12 protein-coding genes are annotated in these 17,575 nt (G+C 66.5%); 7 read left to right on the forward strand and 5 right to left on the reverse strand.

The features are described 5' to 3' along the window. Positions 1–936 (forward strand): GMC family oxidoreductase (locus DLJ53_RS32285; RefSeq protein ID WP_202913474.1); only part of this gene is annotated, 936 nt, incomplete at its 5' end. 29 nt (positions 937–965) lie between these two features. Here DLJ53_RS32285 and DLJ53_RS32290 read toward each other — a convergent pair. Beyond that, positions 966–1,709, reverse strand: coding sequence for an SDR family NAD(P)-dependent oxidoreductase (locus DLJ53_RS32290; protein WP_111352457.1), 744 nt, complete (start codon positions 1,707–1,709; stop codon positions 966–968). A 207-nt stretch (positions 1,710–1,916) separates the two neighbouring features. Between DLJ53_RS32290 and DLJ53_RS32295 the strand changes: the two genes are divergently transcribed. Further along, a complete protein-coding gene (locus tag DLJ53_RS32295; protein ID WP_111352458.1) occupies positions 1,917–2,846 on the forward strand; it encodes an oxygenase MpaB family protein in 930 nt (309 codons plus the stop codon). A gap of 6 nt (positions 2,847–2,852) precedes the next feature. Here DLJ53_RS32295 and DLJ53_RS32300 read toward each other — a convergent pair whose 3' ends face one another. Next, a complete protein-coding gene (locus DLJ53_RS32300) occupies positions 2,853–3,305 on the reverse strand; it encodes a GNAT family N-acetyltransferase (protein ID WP_111352459.1) in 453 nt (150 codons plus the stop codon). A 280-nt stretch (positions 3,306–3,585) separates the two neighbouring features. Here DLJ53_RS32300 and DLJ53_RS32305 point away from each other — a divergent pair, with 280 nt between their 5' ends. Then, positions 3,586–4,125 carry an isoprenylcysteine carboxyl methyltransferase family protein gene (locus tag DLJ53_RS32305; RefSeq protein ID WP_111352460.1) on the forward strand — a complete coding sequence of 180 codons (540 nt, stop codon included), beginning with the start codon at positions 3,586–3,588 and terminating at the stop codon, positions 4,123–4,125. Positions 4,126–4,129: 4 nt separating this feature from the next. Here the strand turns inward: DLJ53_RS32305 and DLJ53_RS32310 are convergent, their stop codons facing one another. The 3 genes from DLJ53_RS32310 to DLJ53_RS32320 all read right to left on the reverse strand — a co-directional run bounded on the left by DLJ53_RS32310 (position 4,130) and on the right by DLJ53_RS32320 (position 8,620). Further along, positions 4,130–4,570 carry an NUDIX hydrolase gene (locus DLJ53_RS32310; RefSeq protein WP_111352461.1) on the reverse strand — a complete coding sequence of 147 codons (441 nt, stop codon included), beginning with the start codon at positions 4,568–4,570 and terminating at the stop codon, positions 4,130–4,132. A 434-nt stretch (positions 4,571–5,004) separates the two neighbouring features. After that, complete coding sequence (locus DLJ53_RS32315) at positions 5,005–7,557, reverse strand: S8 family peptidase (protein WP_111352462.1); 2,553 nt, start codon at positions 7,555–7,557, stop codon at positions 5,005–5,007. A gap of 52 nt (positions 7,558–7,609) precedes the next feature. Further along, positions 7,610–8,620, reverse strand: coding sequence for an AAA family ATPase (locus tag DLJ53_RS32320; protein WP_111352463.1), 1,011 nt, complete (start codon positions 8,618–8,620; stop codon positions 7,610–7,612). A 321-nt stretch (positions 8,621–8,941) separates the two neighbouring features. On the opposite strand from DLJ53_RS32320, the gene DLJ53_RS32325 reads away from it, so the two are divergent. The 4 genes from DLJ53_RS32325 to DLJ53_RS35810 all read left to right on the forward strand — a co-directional run bounded on the left by DLJ53_RS32325 (position 8,942) and on the right by DLJ53_RS35810 (position 17,566). After that, positions 8,942–9,694: an ImuA family protein gene (locus tag DLJ53_RS32325; RefSeq protein WP_111352464.1), complete on the forward strand. Its 753-nt coding sequence runs from the start codon at positions 8,942–8,944 to the stop codon at positions 9,692–9,694. Beyond that, complete coding sequence (locus DLJ53_RS32330) at positions 9,609–11,132, forward strand: DUF6504 family protein (RefSeq protein ID WP_111352465.1); 1,524 nt, start codon at positions 9,609–9,611, stop codon at positions 11,130–11,132. The genes DLJ53_RS32325 and DLJ53_RS32330 overlap by 86 nt, the downstream gene beginning before the upstream one ends. Beyond that, a complete protein-coding gene (locus DLJ53_RS32335) occupies positions 11,129–14,398 on the forward strand; it encodes an error-prone DNA polymerase (protein WP_111352466.1) in 3,270 nt (1,089 codons plus the stop codon). The genes DLJ53_RS32330 and DLJ53_RS32335 overlap by 4 nt, the downstream gene beginning before the upstream one ends. 204 nt (positions 14,399–14,602) lie before the next feature. Further along, a complete protein-coding gene (locus tag DLJ53_RS35810) occupies positions 14,603–17,566 on the forward strand; it encodes a TrlF family AAA-like ATPase (RefSeq protein ID WP_111352467.1) in 2,964 nt (987 codons plus the stop codon). Positions 17,567–17,575: the final 9 nt, after the last annotated feature.

The following is a 17,575-nucleotide window of genomic DNA, read 5'->3' on the forward strand; positions in this document are numbered from 1 at the left end:
GAGGACGGGCGCGCGGTCGGCGTCGTCTACCGCCGCGACGGCGAGCGCGTCACGGTGCGCACGGCAGGCGAGGTCATTCTCGCAGCGGGCGCGATCGGCTCGCCGAAGATCCTGCAGCTCTCCGGCATCGGCGATCCCGCCTGGCTCGCGGACGCCGGCATCGAGGCGAGGCACTACAGCCCCGGCGTCGGCCGCAACCTGCAGGATCACCTGCAGCAGCGTGCGATCTACACCGTGACGGGCATCAAGACGCTCAACCAGTCCTACCACTCGCTCGCCGGCCGCGCGCTGATGGGCCTCGACTACGCGGTGCGCCGGCGTGGTCCGCTCACGATGGCGCCGTCCCAGCTCGGCATCTTCACCCGCTCCGACCCGCAGCAGGCCCGGCCGAACATCCAGTTCCACGTCCAGCCGCTGTCGCTGGACAAGTTCGGCGACCCGCTGCACACCTTCCCCGCCATCACGGTGAGTGCCTGCAACCTGCGCCCCACGGCGCGGGGTACGGTGCGCCTCGCCTCGGGCGATCCGTCCGCGCCGCCCGTCATCGCGCCGTGCTACCTCAGCACCGAGGACGACCGGCGCGTCGCCGCCGACGCGATCCGCGTCACGCGCCGCCTGATGGCACAGCCGTCGCTCGCCGGCATCCACCCGGAGGAGTACCTCCCCGGCCCCGCCGTCGGCGACGACGAAGAGGCGCTGGCGAAGGCCGCAGGCGACATCGGCACGACGATCTTCCACCCCGTCGGCACGGCGAAGATGGGTCACGACGACGACCAGATGGCCGTGCTCGACGCGCGGCTCCGGGTACGCGGCGTCGGCGGCCTTCGCGTCATCGACGCATCGGTGATGCCGGCGATCACCTCCGGCAACACCAACACGCCGACCGCGATGATCGCCGAGCGCGGAGCCGCGCTGGTGCTGGAAGACCGCCCCTAGGCGCCGTCGGCCGGGCGTCCGGCGCGCCGTCAGTAGGTCGCGCGGCCACCGGAGAGGTCGAACACCGCGCCCGTGGTGAAGGTGTTGGCCTCGCTGGCGAGCCACACGATCATCGCCGCGGCCTCGTCCACCTCCAGGAATCGCCCGCGCGGGATCTTCGAGAGCATGTAGTTGATGTGTTCCTCGCTCATCTGGTCGAAGATCCGCGTGCGCGCCGCCGCGGGCGTGACGCAGTTCACCGCCACATCGACGTCCGCCAGCTCCTTGCCGAGGCTCTTGGTGAAGCCGATCACGCCCGCCTTCGAGGCCGAATAGGCGGAGGCGTTCGGGTTGCCCTCCTTGCCGGCGACGGAGGCGATGTTGACGATGCGTCCGTAGTTGCGTGCCCGCATCCCCGCCGCGACGACCTTGTTGGTGTGGAAGGTGCCGAGAAGGTTGATGGCGCAGATCCGCGCGAACTCCTCCACGGGGTAGTCGGCGACGGTGGCGTTCATCCCGGCGATGCCGGCGGAATTGACGAGGACGTCCACCTCGCCGAGCCTGGCGACCGTGTCCTCGTGCGCGGCGGCGACGCTCTCCCAGCTCGCGACGTCCACGTCGAACGCCGCGGCCTTGCCGATGCGCGCGGCGTGCTCCTCGGCGAGCGCGCGGTCCATGTCCCACAGCGCGACCGTCGCGCCGGCCGCCGCGAGCTGGGTGGCGACGGCGCCGCCGATCCCCTGCGCCCCGCCGGTGACGACGCACACACGGCCGGAGAAGTCGTAGTTTATCATTATCGTTGGCCTCGTCCTGAGTGCGGAACCGTCCAGATGGCGGCCCGTTGCTTCACCTGATCGCGAAACGTGGGCGGCGATCAAGACCGACGACGCGTGATCGCAGGCCGCGCTTCACAACGGCACGCGCTGTTCCCACGTCCATGGTGCCGGTCGCGGCGCGCCGCCGCGCTCCGAGCAACGACGAGTCCGAGTGGGTGTGAGGTCATGTCCCTGCAGAACGCGCGGTCCCCGCTGAGTCTCCCGCCGTTCATCGAGCGCCGGCTCGACGAGGCGGTGCTGCGGCTGACCCGGCCCGCCGACGCCGGGACGATCGACTTTTCCGTCCCGGCCGGAGAGGCGGCGCTCATCGCCCCGGACTCGATCTCCTGGAAGATCTTCAGGAACCCCGTCGCCCTCTTCTGCGGCGGGGTGGCGGCGGTGATCCTGGAGCTCGCCGAGCCCTCGGTGCGGACCGGCGTCTGGGAGCATTCGTCCTTCCGCCGCGACCCGGTGCGCCGCCTGCAGCGGACGGGACAGGCGGCGATGGTCACCGTCTACGGCCCGCGCAGCGTGTCGGAGCGGATGATCGCAGGCGTCGTCCGGATGCACGAGCACGTCAGCGGCGAGACACCCGGCGGCGTCCCCTACCGCGCAAACGACGTCGCGCTGCTCGACTGGGTGCAGGCGACGGCGACATTCGGCTTCGCGACCGCCTACAGCCGCTACGTCCGGCCGCTGGACGACGCGGCCCTCTCCCGGGTCTTCGCCGAGGCGCGGGCGTCGGCGCAGCTCTACGGGGCGGCCGGCGCCCCCGGTTCGGTCGAGGAGTGGCGGGCGATGCTGGACGGGATGCGCGGGCGGCTCGAGCCCTCGCCCATCGTCTTCGAGTTTCTCGAGCTGATGCGCACCTCGCCGGCCCTTCCCGGGCCGCTGCGCCCGCTGCAGCGCCTCATGGTCCGCGGCGCCGTCGAGCTGGTGCCCGCATGGGTGCGCGAGCGGCTCGGCCTCTCGGACCGCGACCGGGCGAGCCGGGCCGAGCTCGCGGTGCTTCGGCGGCTCGGCCGCTCGGCCGACCGTGTGCTTCTGCCGTCGTCCCCCGCGGTTCAGTCGTGCCGGCGGCTCGGCGTGCCGACGACCGTCCTCACCCGCTGGTGAGCTGGGTCAGCGGGGCCGCTGGTACTTGATGAACGGGGTGAGCTGGCCGATCCGGTCGTAGAGCCGGCGCGCGGTCTCGTTGAAGTGCTGCGTGGTCCAGTAGACGCCCGGCGCCCCCGCGTCGTCCGCCGCCTTGTAGACCGCCTCGATCAGCGCGCGGCCGATCCCGGCGCCCCGCACCTCGGGGTCGGCATAAAGGTCCTGCAGGTAGGTGATCCGCTCCTCACGCCAGGTGTGGCTGTGGAAGAGGTAGTGGACGAGGCCCACCGGCTTGCCGGCCACCTCGGCGATCAGTCCGAACGGCTGCCACGGGTCGTCCCCCAGGAGACGCGCGAACGTCGTCCGGTAGACCGCCTCGGGGACCGTCGTCTCGTAGAAGACGAGATAGGCCTCGAAGAGGCGCCGCCACTCCGCCTCGTCGGAGGCAACGATCGGTCGGACGGTGACGCTCTTCGACATGGACGGATCCTCGCTGGCGGGGGCGGACGATCCCGGCTCCCGGCCGTCGATGCATGCCGCCGCAGCGCCCACAACGCAAGGCACCGGGCGCCGAGGGTCCGCCCCTCCGAAGGGCGATGTGCTGGGGAGCACACGGCGAACCGCCCGCCCTTGAAAGGATCATCCGCGACTGCAAGTTAGCGCCGCCGCCCGTGACCCGCCGCCGATCCGCGCCGGGCCGCAGGCACCGCCGTCCCTGCTGCGCGAGGCTTGCGCCCCGCCCCCGTTTCCGGAGTACCCCATGCCCGAACAATCCAGCGGATCCGCGATCCTCTACGGCTTCGTCGCCGTCGCGATCCTCTTCCGCCTCGTCTCCCTCGCCGTCTCCATACGCAACGAGAAGGCGCTCAAGGCGGCCGGCGCGGTCGAGTACGGCGCCGGAAACTCCAAAGCGATCGCGATCGCCCATGTCGGATTCTACCTGGCGGGGCTGGCGGAATACCTCCTTCGCCCGGTCCCGTTCGACGTGATCTCCGGCCTCGGGATCATCCTCTACGCGTTCGGTGCGGCGATGCTGGTGGTCGTGATGGTGCTGCTCGGCCGCTTCTGGACGGTCAAGCTGATCATTGCGAAGGACCACGACCTCGTCACGCACCCGCTCTTCCAGGCGGTGCGCCACCCCAACTACTACCTCAACATCCTGCCGGAGCTGATCGGCTACGCGGTGGCGCTCCACGCCTGGGCGACGCTCGTCGTGGGGCTCTCCATCTACGCCATTCCGCTGATCACCCGCATCCGCCAGGAGGAGCGGATCATGCACGACACCTTCGCGCAGTACTGAGGCCTCAGGCTGTCAGCGACGCTGCCCGTCTCGCGATCCGCGCCACGTCGCGGCTGAGCACGAGGGTCCGGCCGAGCTCGGCAAGCGGGACCCAGCGGGCGTCGAGCGCATCGTCCGCTGCGGCCGGCTCCCCGGCCTGCCACCGGCAATGCACCGCGATGAGGGTGAAATGGGCCCGCAGGGTGCCGTCGTCCGCGATGTCGTAGGCATCGACGGCGTCGATCACCTGCTCCGCCGTGCCGGTGACACCCGTCTCCTCGAGGAGTTCCCGTTCGGCGGCGCGCAACAGCGCCTCGCCGAACTCGACCTTGCCGCCGGGAAAGCCCCAGAGCCCGGCGTCCGGCGGGTTGGCCCGCTGGATGAGGAGCACCTCGTCACCCCGCACCATCACCGCGAGAACCGCCGGGATGGGGCGCACAGGCTGGCCGCTGGCGGACGCCGTCATCGCTCGATGCTCAGACGCCGGCCGCGCGCCAATTGTTCGAACAATTGGGCCCGGTCACTCCCACTCGATTATTTCCTAGCATCGTAACCAATTGAAAATTCAAGAGAAAAAATTTTCCGGCCTCCTCGATACCGTCAGGCGCACCGTCAAAAACACCGGCTATTGAAAACACTGGTTTTTTGACCGATTTCCAGAATCTGACCCTTCGCGGTCTATCGCCCAGCACGGAAATCCAGTGCCGCCCAGGATCGCATTCAGGCCTCCCGCCGCTTGTACGCCGCGGTACGACGGAGGCTCTGCATCGTCCGCCCCGCTATACCGTCAGACCCGCGCTAAACCGTTCAACCTATGTCGTTTTTGCTCCGCTGCAGCATGCTGCCTTCACTGCCACTTCGCCGGAGGCTCAGACCTCCATGTCGGTTACCGACCGCACCTCAGCCGAGCAAGACCTCGATCTCCTTGTTCTCAACAAGCGTGCTGATCTCACTGTAGAGATCGACAGCCTGACCGGGAGCGGAGATCGAGATGACCAGAGCGTACCTCGCTTTGTCAGCCACCCGCTTTTGGCCAACATGCGACTTCCACCATCCACCGACCGGATAGACCGCGATCGCGTCGTGCCCTGCCAGTTCGATCGCCCTACCGCGCCAGAGGTCGCAGTGCAGCGAGCCCGCCTGGATTGCTTTTGGGCCCAGAAGCCAGCAACTGGCCTCGCCATCGGCTTCGGTGCCGTCCTTGGCCTGGCTCGCGGAAATCCGGCTACGAAAGCGGGCAGCCGTCTCGGTGCGCTTCTTCATGTCAAACCGCAGCCCGAAGGAACGATATGTGTCCGGTCGGGTCGCCGCCTTGCCCGCCAAGTTCGGCTCGATGAAATACGACAAGGTCACCTTCATCGTGACAATCTCGTTTTCGAGCGCCTCCAACGCTGCTTTCGGCCAAGGCAGATCGTAGAAATGCATCTCATTGAACACGCCGGTCCGGCCGTCAGCTCCGATCGCGAAGGGCTGAATCTCGGCTTGGGCGACGAGCGTGGCGTCATTGCGCGCCGAAAGGATCGCTCGCTCGATGTCCGGCACGCCGTAGCCGAACTCGCGAAGCATCCCCTGCTTCTTGGCCTTGGTGGCCGCTTTACCGGTCTTCCAGTGGGCTCCGGTGCCGATGAACCCTTTTCGTATCGGTTCGGGCCATCGGGCAGAATCCACGGTCAATGCGCGATGCGTCTCCGCCCAGAGGTCGGGCCGAGCCGCTTGCAGGCGGCCGATGAAGTTTCCGGCCATGCCGGCGGCCGCGCTCGTTGCCCAGAACGGGACGAGCGGTTCAGTCGCGACATCGGAGCCGGCCGACAGGAGGGAGACGGCCGGGTCCCAGCCGCAGAAGCCGGTCGCGTCCGACATCATGTTGCCGGCCTCGAACAACACTTCCGGCTTGATCGGCGTCAGGTCGTCGGGCAGCGACTGTGAGCCACGACTGAAGGGGCTGCGGTGATTGGCCGGGACCGCGGCCTGCAACACAGGCGGCGGTGCCGGCGGCTGCTCCTTGCGCGTGAAGCCCCCAATGGTCAGGGCGTTCCAGCTCTGTGACGGGTCTTCCAACGGCTGCGATGGCAGGACGTCGACGGCCATGCCCCCGGAGACGTTTCCGGTGGCGACGACGATCAGCCTCTTGGGGCGCTCGGCCGCCGGGACGGCGTCGTCAGCCTCGCCTGGCATGGCACCCGCCGCGATCTGGTCGATCGCGCCGCTCCAAGTCGATGGCCGGCTTGGAGGAAAATCGGTGGCGGACGTCGCGATGCAAAAGCTGCGCACCACATCAGGGCGCTCGATCTCGACCGAACTGACAGCGCCCTGGGTCACCACGCCGTAGCTGGGCGGCTTTGTTGGCGGAAACCCGCCGGGCGGCAGCAGCTTCATGGATTCCGCGCCATGGGTAAGTTCGACAGGGCGCGCATTGTTCATCAACGGTTCGAGGTCGCCATAAAGGACCAGCCCCGCAAGCGGCGTGCCGTGACCGCCGTGCGGCTGGTGATCGTCCGCACCCCAGTCCGGATCATAAGCCCAGGCGCCGCGCAGGCCGGGCGCAATCAACGGATGAGCCGCCATGACACCCGTGTCGAGCGTACAGACCACGGGAGCATCAGGAGACGGCGGGCTCACGCGCTGCGCCAACTCCTCCACCCAGTCATGCTGTCCAAGACCGGTCTCCCCACGGTCGAGGAAAGGCTCGATCGTTCCCGTCGCGCGGCGAATTTCGGTGATGGCGCCCGGCACGCGCCCCGCAAACGCCGCCACTGCCGCAGCGGCTGCATGAATGAAGACGACCGTCGTATCGGGAAAGATCAGGCGATCGCCGTGCACATCGATGTTTGCGTTACGGGCCGCCACCACCAGGCGATCTGCCAGTGCGACCGGCTGGCGAACCCACAGCTCCCACCAGAGGATGTCGGGCGCGGCCAGATCCACCTCGCCGGTGAACAGCGATACGGCTTCGACCGCCCTGACTTCCTCGATAACCTCGAACCGCTCGACGTCGGGGCGTCTCTGATTGCCGGGATTGCGTCCATAGTCAGCGATGCGATTGCGCAGGAAGGCGCGTGCATCGTCCGGCACGAACACCAAGGCGCTTTCGGTGCGGTCCTCGTTACGCTCCGATCGCAGAATCACAACGTCCTGTGTGGGAAATTCCAGCGCCGCGGGCACCTTCACAGCCTTGGTCCGCGAGCCTTCCGCCGGTGGCAGCGTCGTGACCTCCACGACAGTACCGGATTTCAGCCCCTGTACGGACAGGCGCGGGTCGGCGCCGGCAGCCGGAACCGTCCCCAGCGCTGCTGCGAGCTGGTCGAGGAGCTGCGTCGCATGCGCCGCATAGTCGCCGCGGAGGGGTTTGCGTTCCTGATTGCGTGAGGGAAAGGTATACGCCGCGGTCTCACGAAAGACATCGATCGAGATATGCGCACGGTCTCTCGTGTCGAAATTATCGGGCTCCGCCATAGGCTCCTACTTCTTCATTCGCGTTCCGTTCGATCCGTTCGGCGGAGCCTGCCTAACGGCCGGGTTGGCGACGGAACTTGCCCTTCAAAGTCTGTCGATTTTCGAGCGCGTCGCGCAAGGCATCGGGCGATACCTTCGAGGCACCTTCCAGAATGGCGTCCTTGACGACGGCATCGGCCGCGCGGACTAGTTCGCCCTGACTCAGCCCTTCTAGTACGCTTTCAATGCCGGGCCACGCCTTCGACGCGAACTTGAATTTGCCAAGCCGGCGTTCAAGGATGGCCCGCGCTGACGCCGCGTCCGGCAATGTATATTCGACCACTTCGTCGAATCGGCGCGCTAAGGCTTCGTCCAGGATCTCGACATGATTGGTCGCGGCCAGCACGAGACTGTCGGTTGAGTTCGGCTCCTCCATGAAGGCCAGCACCGAATTCAGAACCCGTCGTATTTCGCCGACATCGTTCGGGTCGCCTCGGCGAGAGCCGATCGCGTCGAACTCATCAAGCAGATAGACGCCGCGCGTCTGCGCTATCTGGTCGAAGAGCAGGCGCAGCTTGCCTGCGGTCTCGCCGAAAAACCGGCTGAACAGCGATTCGAGCCGTACCGTGAACAGCGGAAGCCGCAATTCGCCGGCCAAGGCCGAGGCCGTCATGGTCTTGCCCGTGCCGGGCGGCCCAACCAGGAGCATGTGCGTGGCGGGGGTCTGTCCGTGCTCGCGCAGGGTCGCACGCTCCTGCTGCTGGCGGACAACGCGCCCCAGCCGCTTGGCGATCTCGTCGGAGAGCACCATGCTCGAGAGCGCAAGCTTGGGATAGGCGCTCTCGACGAGGCCCTGCAATTCGCCGCGCGGCCGGGCGAGCGGGATCGGGGTCTGCCCACCGGCCGGTTTGCCGGTCCCTCGCTGATCACGCGCTTTTTGGACAAGCCGTTTCAGCTTCTCAGCGTCTTCCGGACGGCCCTGACGAGCTTCCTGAGCGGCGATCTGCAAGGCGATCGACAGGAGCTGGTCCTCATCCCCGTCGATGTGCGAGTTCAGGAGTGCGAGAATTTGCTTAGTCGACATGCTCGCCTCCTTTCTGTGGTTGGGCCCCGCTATACTGTTGCCTGCTCAGATGCTTTTGACCGCCGCTTGCTTCGCCGACGCTATCGGAATCCGCCCAAAAGTGCCACCGTTTCCTCTCTACCACAGAGTTTCCTAACCATTCTTTCGACCCGTGGGACGCAGAGCTCCAGCGGTCGCCCAGCCGGCCGGTCCCACGACGAGCATTTCCGGTCCTGGCAGATTCGATGGGCGACATCGCGACGGGCCTTGACTCTTTCGACCAAAGACGAGAACAAACAGAGAACATGATGCTGAACCCATGCCCGGAGGTCAACGAGGAATTTGCGGCCCGAGCCCGCCATAGAGTCATTGCGCGCACAGATCGAGAAGATCGAAGGCAGAGGCCGGCGCGTGAAATCGGTGCTTCCGTTCGGGATCGCCGACATCGACTCGCGCCTTCCAGGCGGAGGCCTGACGCTCGGCGCGCTCCACGAGATCGCCGGCGGCGGTAACGGCGCGGTCGATGGCGCGGCGGCGGCACTCTTTGCTGCCGGGGTCGCCGCGCGAACCAGGGGCAAGGTCCTTTGGGTCATCACGCGGCCCGATCTCTTCGCACCAGCGCTGGCCCAGGCAGGCCTCGCGCCTGACCGCGTGATCTACGTCGAGGCCGGCAACGACAAGACCGTGCTCGCCTGTGTCGAGGAAGGTCTCCGTCACGGCGGGCTCGGTGCGGTCGTCGGCGAAGTGGCGCGGCTCGACATGACCGCATCGCGGAGGCTTCAGCTTTGCGCGGAGGGAAGCGGCACGATCGGCATCGCATTGCGCCGTTGGCGCCGCCAGACCGAGGCCTCCGATTTCGGTCAGCCTACGGCCGCCGCTACGCGATGGCGCGTCTCCGTCATGCCCTCGGCCGCATTGCCCGTTCCCGGCGTCGGCCGCCACCGCTGGCTTCTGGAGCTGATCCGCGCCCGGGCGGGCGAAAGTGCAGATTTTGAAGTGGAGGCGTGTGATGACTCGGGTCGTCTCGCTCTTCCTGCCGAGCTGGTCCACCGACCGGCTTCGGCGGAAGGCTGGCGACGCGGCGCCTCCGGCTGAGGCACCGCTCGCTCTGATAGGCCGTGACGGAAGAAAGCAGGTGGTGCTGGCGGCGGACGCCGCGGCCCAGGCTGCCGGTGTGTGCGTTGGAATGGCGGCGACGAAGGCGCGCGTCCTCGTCCAGGGCCTGATTGTTCACGATCATGACGCGATCGCAGACGCCCAGGCGCTCGACCGCCTCGCGCTGTGGATGCTCCAACGCTACGCGCCGATCGTCACCGCCGACCCTCCGGAGGGCTTGGTGATCGATTCTACCGGCGCCGATCATCTCCATGGTGGCGAGGACGCCATGCTCGCCGGGCTGATCGACCGGCTTGCCGCATCCGGCGTACACGCGCGAGCCGCGATCGCCGACACCTGGGGCGCGGCGCACGCTTTGGCTCGCTACGCCGCCAAGCCTGCGCTGGTTGCACCGGCAGGCCATGGCAGCGCGGTCCTGGCGGGCCTGCCGCTCGCGGCCCTTCGTTTGCCCGCCGACATGGTCGCGGCGCTCCATGTCCTCGGCTTCGAGCGCATCGGCGATCTCCTTGCGCAGCCGCGCGCGCCGCTCACCCTACGCTTCGGGCCGCAGCTCGGCCGGCGCATCGATCAGGCGCTGGGGGCGCTCAGCGAGCCGATCGACCCGATCCGGCCCGACGAGCTGATCGAGGTGAAACGCAATTTCGCCGAACCCATCGGCGCGGCCGAGACCATCGCCCGCTACATCGGCAAGCTGGTCGTGCAGCTCTGCGCCGAGCTGGAGGCGAAGGGGCTCGGCGCCAAGCGCCTCGATCTGATCTGTCGCCGCGTCGACAATCGGCTGCAGGCCGTCCGCGTCGGCACAGCTATGCCCGTGCGCGACGTGAGGCGCCTCACGCGGCTTCTGACCGACAAGATCGAGACGATCGAGCCCGGCTTCGGCATCGAGATCCTCAGCCTGACCGCGACGCTGGCCGAACCGCTCTCCGAAAAGCAAACCCTGACGGCGATGGTCGACGACCGAGTGCCGGACGTGTCCGACCTAGTCGACACGCTCATCAATCGGGTCGGCGAGCGCAGCCTCTACCGTGCCGCGCCGATCGCGACCGAGGTGCCGGAGCGCTCGGTGCGCCGGATCGCGCCGATGGCGCCGGACACAGGCGCGACCTGGCCGGGCCATTGGCCGCGGCCTTCGCGGCTGCTCGCATCGCCGGAGCCGATCGAGACGATGGCGCTGCTGCCGGATCATCCGCCGGTCGCCTTCACCTGGCGCGGTATCCGGCGACGCGTCCGTCACGCGGATGGGCCCGAACGCATCAGGGGTGAATGGTGGCGGCGCGATGCCGAGCTGACAGCCGTGCGCGACTATTTCCGCGTCGAGGACGATGCCGGCGAGCGCTACTGGATCTTCCGCTCGGGCGATGGAGAGGACCCCAATAGCGTCTCCCAGCGCTGGTTCCTGCACGGGGTGTTCGGATGACCAGCCCGTCCCGCTACGCCGAGCTTCAGGTCACCTCGCATTTCTCGTTTCTGCGCGGTGCATCGTCTTGCGAGGAATTATTCGCCCGGGCCGCGATCCAGGGCATCGAGGCGGTCGCCGTCGTCGATCGCAACTCGCTCGCCGGTATCGTACGCGCCTTCGAGGCCGCGAAGACGACCGGCGTGCGGCTTATCGTCGGCTGTCGTCTCGATCTCGCCGATGGCGCCTCGATCCTGGTCTATCCGACCGATCGCGCCGCCTATGGCCGGCTTTGTCGGTTGCTCTCCCTCGGCAAGAAGCGCGGCGGCAAGGGGAAGTGCATCCTCGAATGGGCAGATGTCGTCGCGTACAGCGACGGCCTGATCGGCGTTCTCGTTCCCGATGAGGCCGATGAAACCTGTGGCTTGCGCCTGCGTCGGCTGCGCGATGCGTTCGGCGACCGGGCCTACCTCGCGCTGACGCTGCGCCGCCGGCCCAACGATCAGCTCCGCATCCACGAGCTGTCGAACATGGCCGCGCAGATCCGCGTGCCGACCGTCGTCACCAACGACGTGCTCTACCACGCGCCCGACCGCCGCATCCTGCAGGACGTGGTGACCTGCATCCGCCATGGCATCCCGATCGACGAGCTGCGCGACCGGCGCGAGTACGGCGACCGCTATTTGAAGCCGCCGCAGGAAATGCATCGGCTGTTTCCCCGCAATCCCGAGGCGGTCGCCCGCACGGTCGAGATCGCGGCGCGCTGCCGCTTCGACCTCAAGGAGCTCGCCTACCAATATCCGGAGGAGCGCGACGACCCGACGCTCACCCCACAGGAGACACTGGAGAAGCTCACCTGGGAAGGCGCTGAAGCGCGCTACCCCGAGGGCGTCCCGGACAGCGTGCGGGCGTCGTTGCAGCACGAGCTCCGCCTGATCGAGAAGCTGCAATATGCGCCATACTTCCTGACGGTGAACAGCATCGTCCGCTTCGCCCGCTCGAAGGACATCCTCTGCCAGGGGCGCGGCTCGGCCGCCAACTCTGCCGTCTGCTACGTGCTCGGCATCACCTCAATCGATCCCGGTCGCAACGACCTCCTGTTCGAGAGGTTCGTGAGCGAGGAACGACGCGAGCCGCCCGACATCGACGTCGATTTCGAACACGAGCGCCGCGAGATCGTCATGCAGTGGGTGTTCGACACCTATGGCCGGGACCGCGCCGCGCTGTGCTCGACGGTCATCCGCTATCGCACCAAGGGCGCGATGCGCGACGTCGGCAAGGCGCTCGGCCTGACCGAGGATCTGATCAAGACGCTCTCGGGCCAGGTCTGGGGCTGGTCGGAAGGCGTCGAGGAGAAGCACGTCGAGGCGCTCAACCTCAATCTCGGCGATCGGCGCCTGCGCCTGGCGCTCGATCTCGCACGCCAGCTCATGGGCGCGCCGCGCCATCTGTCGCAGCACCCTGGTGGATTTGTTCTCACACACGACCGGCTCGATGAGCTGGTGCCGATCGAGCCCGCCGCGATGGTGGACCGCCAGGTGATCGAATGGGACAAGGATGACATCGACGCCTTGCGCTTCATGAAGGTCGACGTTTTGGCCTTGGGGATGTTGAGCTGCATGAAGCACGGCCTCGACATGCTCGCCGACCACAAAGGCATCAATCTCGACCTCGCTACGATCCCGGCCGAGGACCCGCGCACCTACGCGATGATCAGGCGGGCCGATACGCTCGGCACCTTCCAGATCGAATCCCGCGCGCAGATGTCGATGCTGCCGAGGCTGAAACCGCGGACCTTCTACGACCTCGTGGTGCAGGTCGCGATCGTCAGGCCCGGACCAATCCAGGGCGACATGGTGCATCCTTATCTGCGTCGGCGCGAAGGCCTGGAGCCCGTCGTCTTCCCTAAGCCAGAACTGGAGAAGGTGCTGGGAAAGACCCTGGGCGTGCCGCTCTTTCAGGAGCAGGCCATGCGCGTCGCCATCGAGTGCGCCGGCTTCACCCCCGGCGAGGCCGACATGCTCCGAAAGTCGATGGCTACCTTCAAGTTCACCGGCGGTGTTTCCAGCTTCAAGGAGAAGCTGATCAAGGGGATGGTCGGCAACGGCTATGAGCGCGATTTCGCGGAGGCGACGTTCAAGCAGCTCGAAGGCTTCGGCTCTTACGGATTTCCGGAATCGCACGCAGCCTCTTTTGCGCTGATCGCCTATGCCAGCGCCTGGCTGAAATGCTGGCATCCCGATGTCTTCTGCGCCGCGCTGCTCAACGCCCAGCCCATGGGCTTTTATGCCCCGGCGCAGATCGTCCGCGATGCGTCGGAGCATGGCGTCGACATCCGGCCCGTTTGCGCCAATGCCTCGCGCTGGGACTGCACGCTGGAGCCGACGGACGACGACGGCCGCTTTGCCGTGCGCCTCGGCCTGCGCATGGTCAAAGGTCTCGCCAACGCGCACGGAGCGGCGATCGTCGGCGCGCGGGCCGATCAGCCCTTCGCCTCGATCGACGATCTCTGGCGTCGCGCAGGAGTGCCATCCGCTGCCTTGGTCCAGCTCGCCGAGGCTGACGCCTTCCGTCCCGCGCTGGGGCTCGCCCGCCGCGAGGCGTTATGGGCAATCAAGGCCCTGCGCGACGAGCCGCTTCCGCTATTCGCGGCCGCGTCCGCCCGTGAGGCGGAGGTCGTGCCCGAGGTGAACGAGCCCGCCATCGCGCTGCGGCCCATGACGGCGGGCAGCGAGGTGGTTGAGGACTATGGCCATGTCGGGCTGACGCTCCGATCCCATCCGTTGAGCTTCCTGCGCGAGGATCTGCGCCGCCGGCGGATCGTCTCCTGTGCCGAGGCCATGGCGACCCGTGACGGGCGTTGGCTGGAGGCGGCCGGCATCGTCCTGGTCCGCCAGCGCCCGGGCAGCGCCAAAGGCGTGATGTTCATCACTCTGGAAGATGAGACGGGCATCGCCAATCTCGTGGTCTGGGCAAAGGTGTTCGAGGCGAACCGCCGCGCCGTACTGTCGGCCAGCATGATGGCGGTTCGCGGCCGCATCCAGCGCGAGGGCGATGTCGTCCACCTGGTCGCCCAGCGCATCAGCGACCTCTCGGCCGACCTCGCTAGCGTCGGCAGCCGCGACGCAGCGTTCCCGCTGCCCCACGGCCGCGGCGACCAGGCCCGCAACGGCGGCGTCGGTCCCGATCCGCGCGAGCTGCCGCCCAAGGGGCTGCGCACCCGCGACATCTACATCCCCGACCTGCATATCGACACGATCAAGGTGAAGGCGCGGAATTTTCATTAGCGGCGCACTTCGGTCGCGCGCTTATACTTCCACCTGCCACGCGGTTGTTTTCCAACGACGAGGCAGTGGATGACGCGACATTATATTTCGCAGCGCTAGTTTCAGGAAATATTCCTACGATAGAATGCATTGCGCTGCGCTACCGTGCAGTTGCATCACCGGCGACGGAGCGGGACAACAGAAGGAAGGACACCAGGGGGGCGCATGATCAATCGCGGTTCGGAATGGCACCGCTGGGAGCCGCATATCCACGCGCCCGGCACTTTGTTCAACAATCAGTTCAAAGGTCCGAATGCCTGGGGCGACTACCTCACCAGCCTCGAACAGGCGACGCCCGTTATCCGCGCGATCGCAGTGACCGACTATTATTGCACCGATACCTACCAGCACGTCGTGCGGGAGATGAAGGAAAACGGCCGCCTGCCGGAAGTCGCGCTTGTCTTCCCCAATGTCGAGCTACGGCTCGATGTCGCCACGGTGAAAGAACGCTGGACCAACATCCACCTTCTCGTCTGCCCCGACGATCCGAAGCACATCTCAGAGGTCGAGCGCTTTCTCAGCCGGCTGCGATTTGAGGCGTTTGGCGACAACTTTGCCTGCACGCGAGAGGATCTTGCCAAGCTAGGACGGAAGTCCAAGCCGGATCTGACCGATGAGCGGGCCGCGTTCCGCAACGGCGCCTCGCAGTTCAAGGTCAACTTTGGAAAATTGCGCGAGGAGTACGGCCGGAGCGATTGGGCGAAAGAGAACATCCTGATCGCAGTCGCTGGCGCCGAAACCGATGGCACTTCCGGTATCCGCGGCGCCAATGACGCGACCCTCCGTCAGGAGATCGAGAAGTTCGCGCACGTCATTTTTGCCAGCAGCCCGGCGCAGCGCGATTTCTGGCTCGGTCGGAAAAGCGGCGTCGGAGAGGACGTCCTTCGTGAACGATATGACGGATGCAAACCCTGCCTGCACGGCAGCGATGCGCATGAGCAGGCGACCGTCGCCAAGCCCGATGGCAATCGCTATTCCTGGATCAAAGGCGCGCTGGAATTCGATGCGCTACGCCAAGCCTATATCGATCCTGCCGGTCGGGCTTATGTCGGCCCTCATCCCCCGTTTCGGGCGACGCCCGCCCGCGTCATCGCGGAGGTCGAGTTGACGGGCGCAGACTGGGCGCAGACGCCGAAGCTCGCCCTTAACCCCGGTTTGGTCGCCATCATTGGCGCCCGGGGCTCCGGCAAGACCGCCCTTGCGGATGCGATCGCGGCGGGATGCGACGCGACGGATGGCCGATTGAGCAATGCGTCATTTATCGTGCGAGCGCGCGAGCATCTCGACGGCGTGGGCGTGCGGCTGAACTGGGAGACCGGAGATCCGTCGGTGCGCCCCTTGCTCGCCGACTCATTTGATCCGTCGCTCTATCCGCGAGCGCGGTATCTCTCCCAGAAGTTCGTCGAGGAGCTTTGCTCGGCCGATGGCCTGAAGGACGAGTTACTGAGCGAGATCGAGCGGGTCATTTTTGAAGCGCACAGCACGCTCGAACGCGACGGCGCGACGGATTTCGGCGAGCTGCTGGAGTTGCGGACGACCGTGTTGCGCGACAACCGCGACCGCGACGAGGAGGCTATTGAGACACTCTCCGATCAAATCGGGCTCGAGCGCGAGAAGCAAAGCCAGATCGCGGGCCTCAAATCGCAGATCACTCAGAAGGACGCGCTGATCGCCGGCTATATCAAAAGCCGGGACAAGCTGGTGACCGCAGGCAGCGCGGAGCGCGTCGCGCGGCTGAACGCGCTCACCGACGCGGCCGATTATGTCCGGACGCAGATTCGGCTCTGGTCGCAGGAGAGTCAGGCACTGCGCTCTTTGCAGAACGACGTGGCGGATTTCCGAACAAATCGCGCGCCGATGGCCCTGCGAACGACCAAGCAGAACTTCGTCGGTGCACATCTCGACGACACGTCGTGGGAGGTATTCCGGCAGACCTACGCCGGCAACGTCGACGGGACATTGACCGAGCGGCTGACCAAGGCTGAGAAAGCAACGGCCGGGTGGCGGGGTAAAGAGCTGCCGCGTAAGGCGAGCGACCAGGAGCCCTATGTTGCCGACGATGCCGAGCTGAAGCAATTGTCGTTGGGCGAACTTGAGGCCGAGATCGGCCGCATCCAGCGCCTTATCAACATTGATACCGACACCGCCAATCGCTTGCGCACGATAACCACGAAAATCGGGGACGAGAACGCGGCGCTGAAACGCCTGAAGGATTCGCTGGCCGATTGTGAAGGCGCCGCGGCGCGGACCACCCAGCTCCAGTCCGATCGAGAGAAGGCCTATTTGCGCGTCTTCGAATCCATCGTCGCCGAAGAGCAAGTGCTGCACGCGCTCTATCGACCGCTCATGGACCGGCTTGCGCAGGCGTCCGGGACGCTGCGCAAATTATCGTTCTCGGTGTCACGCCATGCGGACGTGCATCGCTGGGCGACGGAGGGCGAAGGTCTGTTCGACAAACGGCGTACCGGCCCGTTCAAGGGCGTCGGTACGTTGGAGGCCTGGGCCAACGCGCTGCTGAAGCCCGCGTGGGAATCGGGCGATCCAAGAGCCGTTGCCGAGGCCATGGCGGGATTTCGTCAGGCTCATCAGGCCGAGCTGCTCGATCTCTCCGAGGTGCCGCGATCACAGCAAGCGGATTATCGCTCCTGGCTGCGACGCTTCGCCAAATGGCTCTATGGCACCAGCCATATCGAGATCAGCTACAGCATCGACTACGAAGCCGTCGACATCCGCAAGCTCTCTCCGGGCACGCGCGGTATCGTCCTGCTGCTGCTCTATCTTGCCTTGGACGACAGCGATGACCGCCCGCTGATCATCGACCAGCCGGAGGAAAACCTCGATCCAAAGTCGATTTTCGACGAGCTCGTCGACCTCTTCATCGCCGCGAAAAACGTGCGCCAGGTCATTATGGTGACGCACAACGCGAACCTCGTCATCAACACGGACGCCGACCAGGTCATCGTCGCGTTTTCCGGCACTCATACGCCGGGCAAGCTGCCACCCATCCGCTACCTGTCGGCTGGCCTCGAAAACGCGGATATGCGCAAGCACGTCTGCGACATCCTTGAAGGTGGCGCGCGCGCCTTCAAGGAGCGAGCCCGGCGTCTTCGCGTCCGCCTCGACAGATAGGGCAGCGAG

The sequence above is a fragment of the Acuticoccus sediminis genome (assembly GCF_003258595.1).
GTDB lineage: Bacteria > Pseudomonadota > Alphaproteobacteria > Rhizobiales > Amorphaceae > Acuticoccus > Acuticoccus sediminis.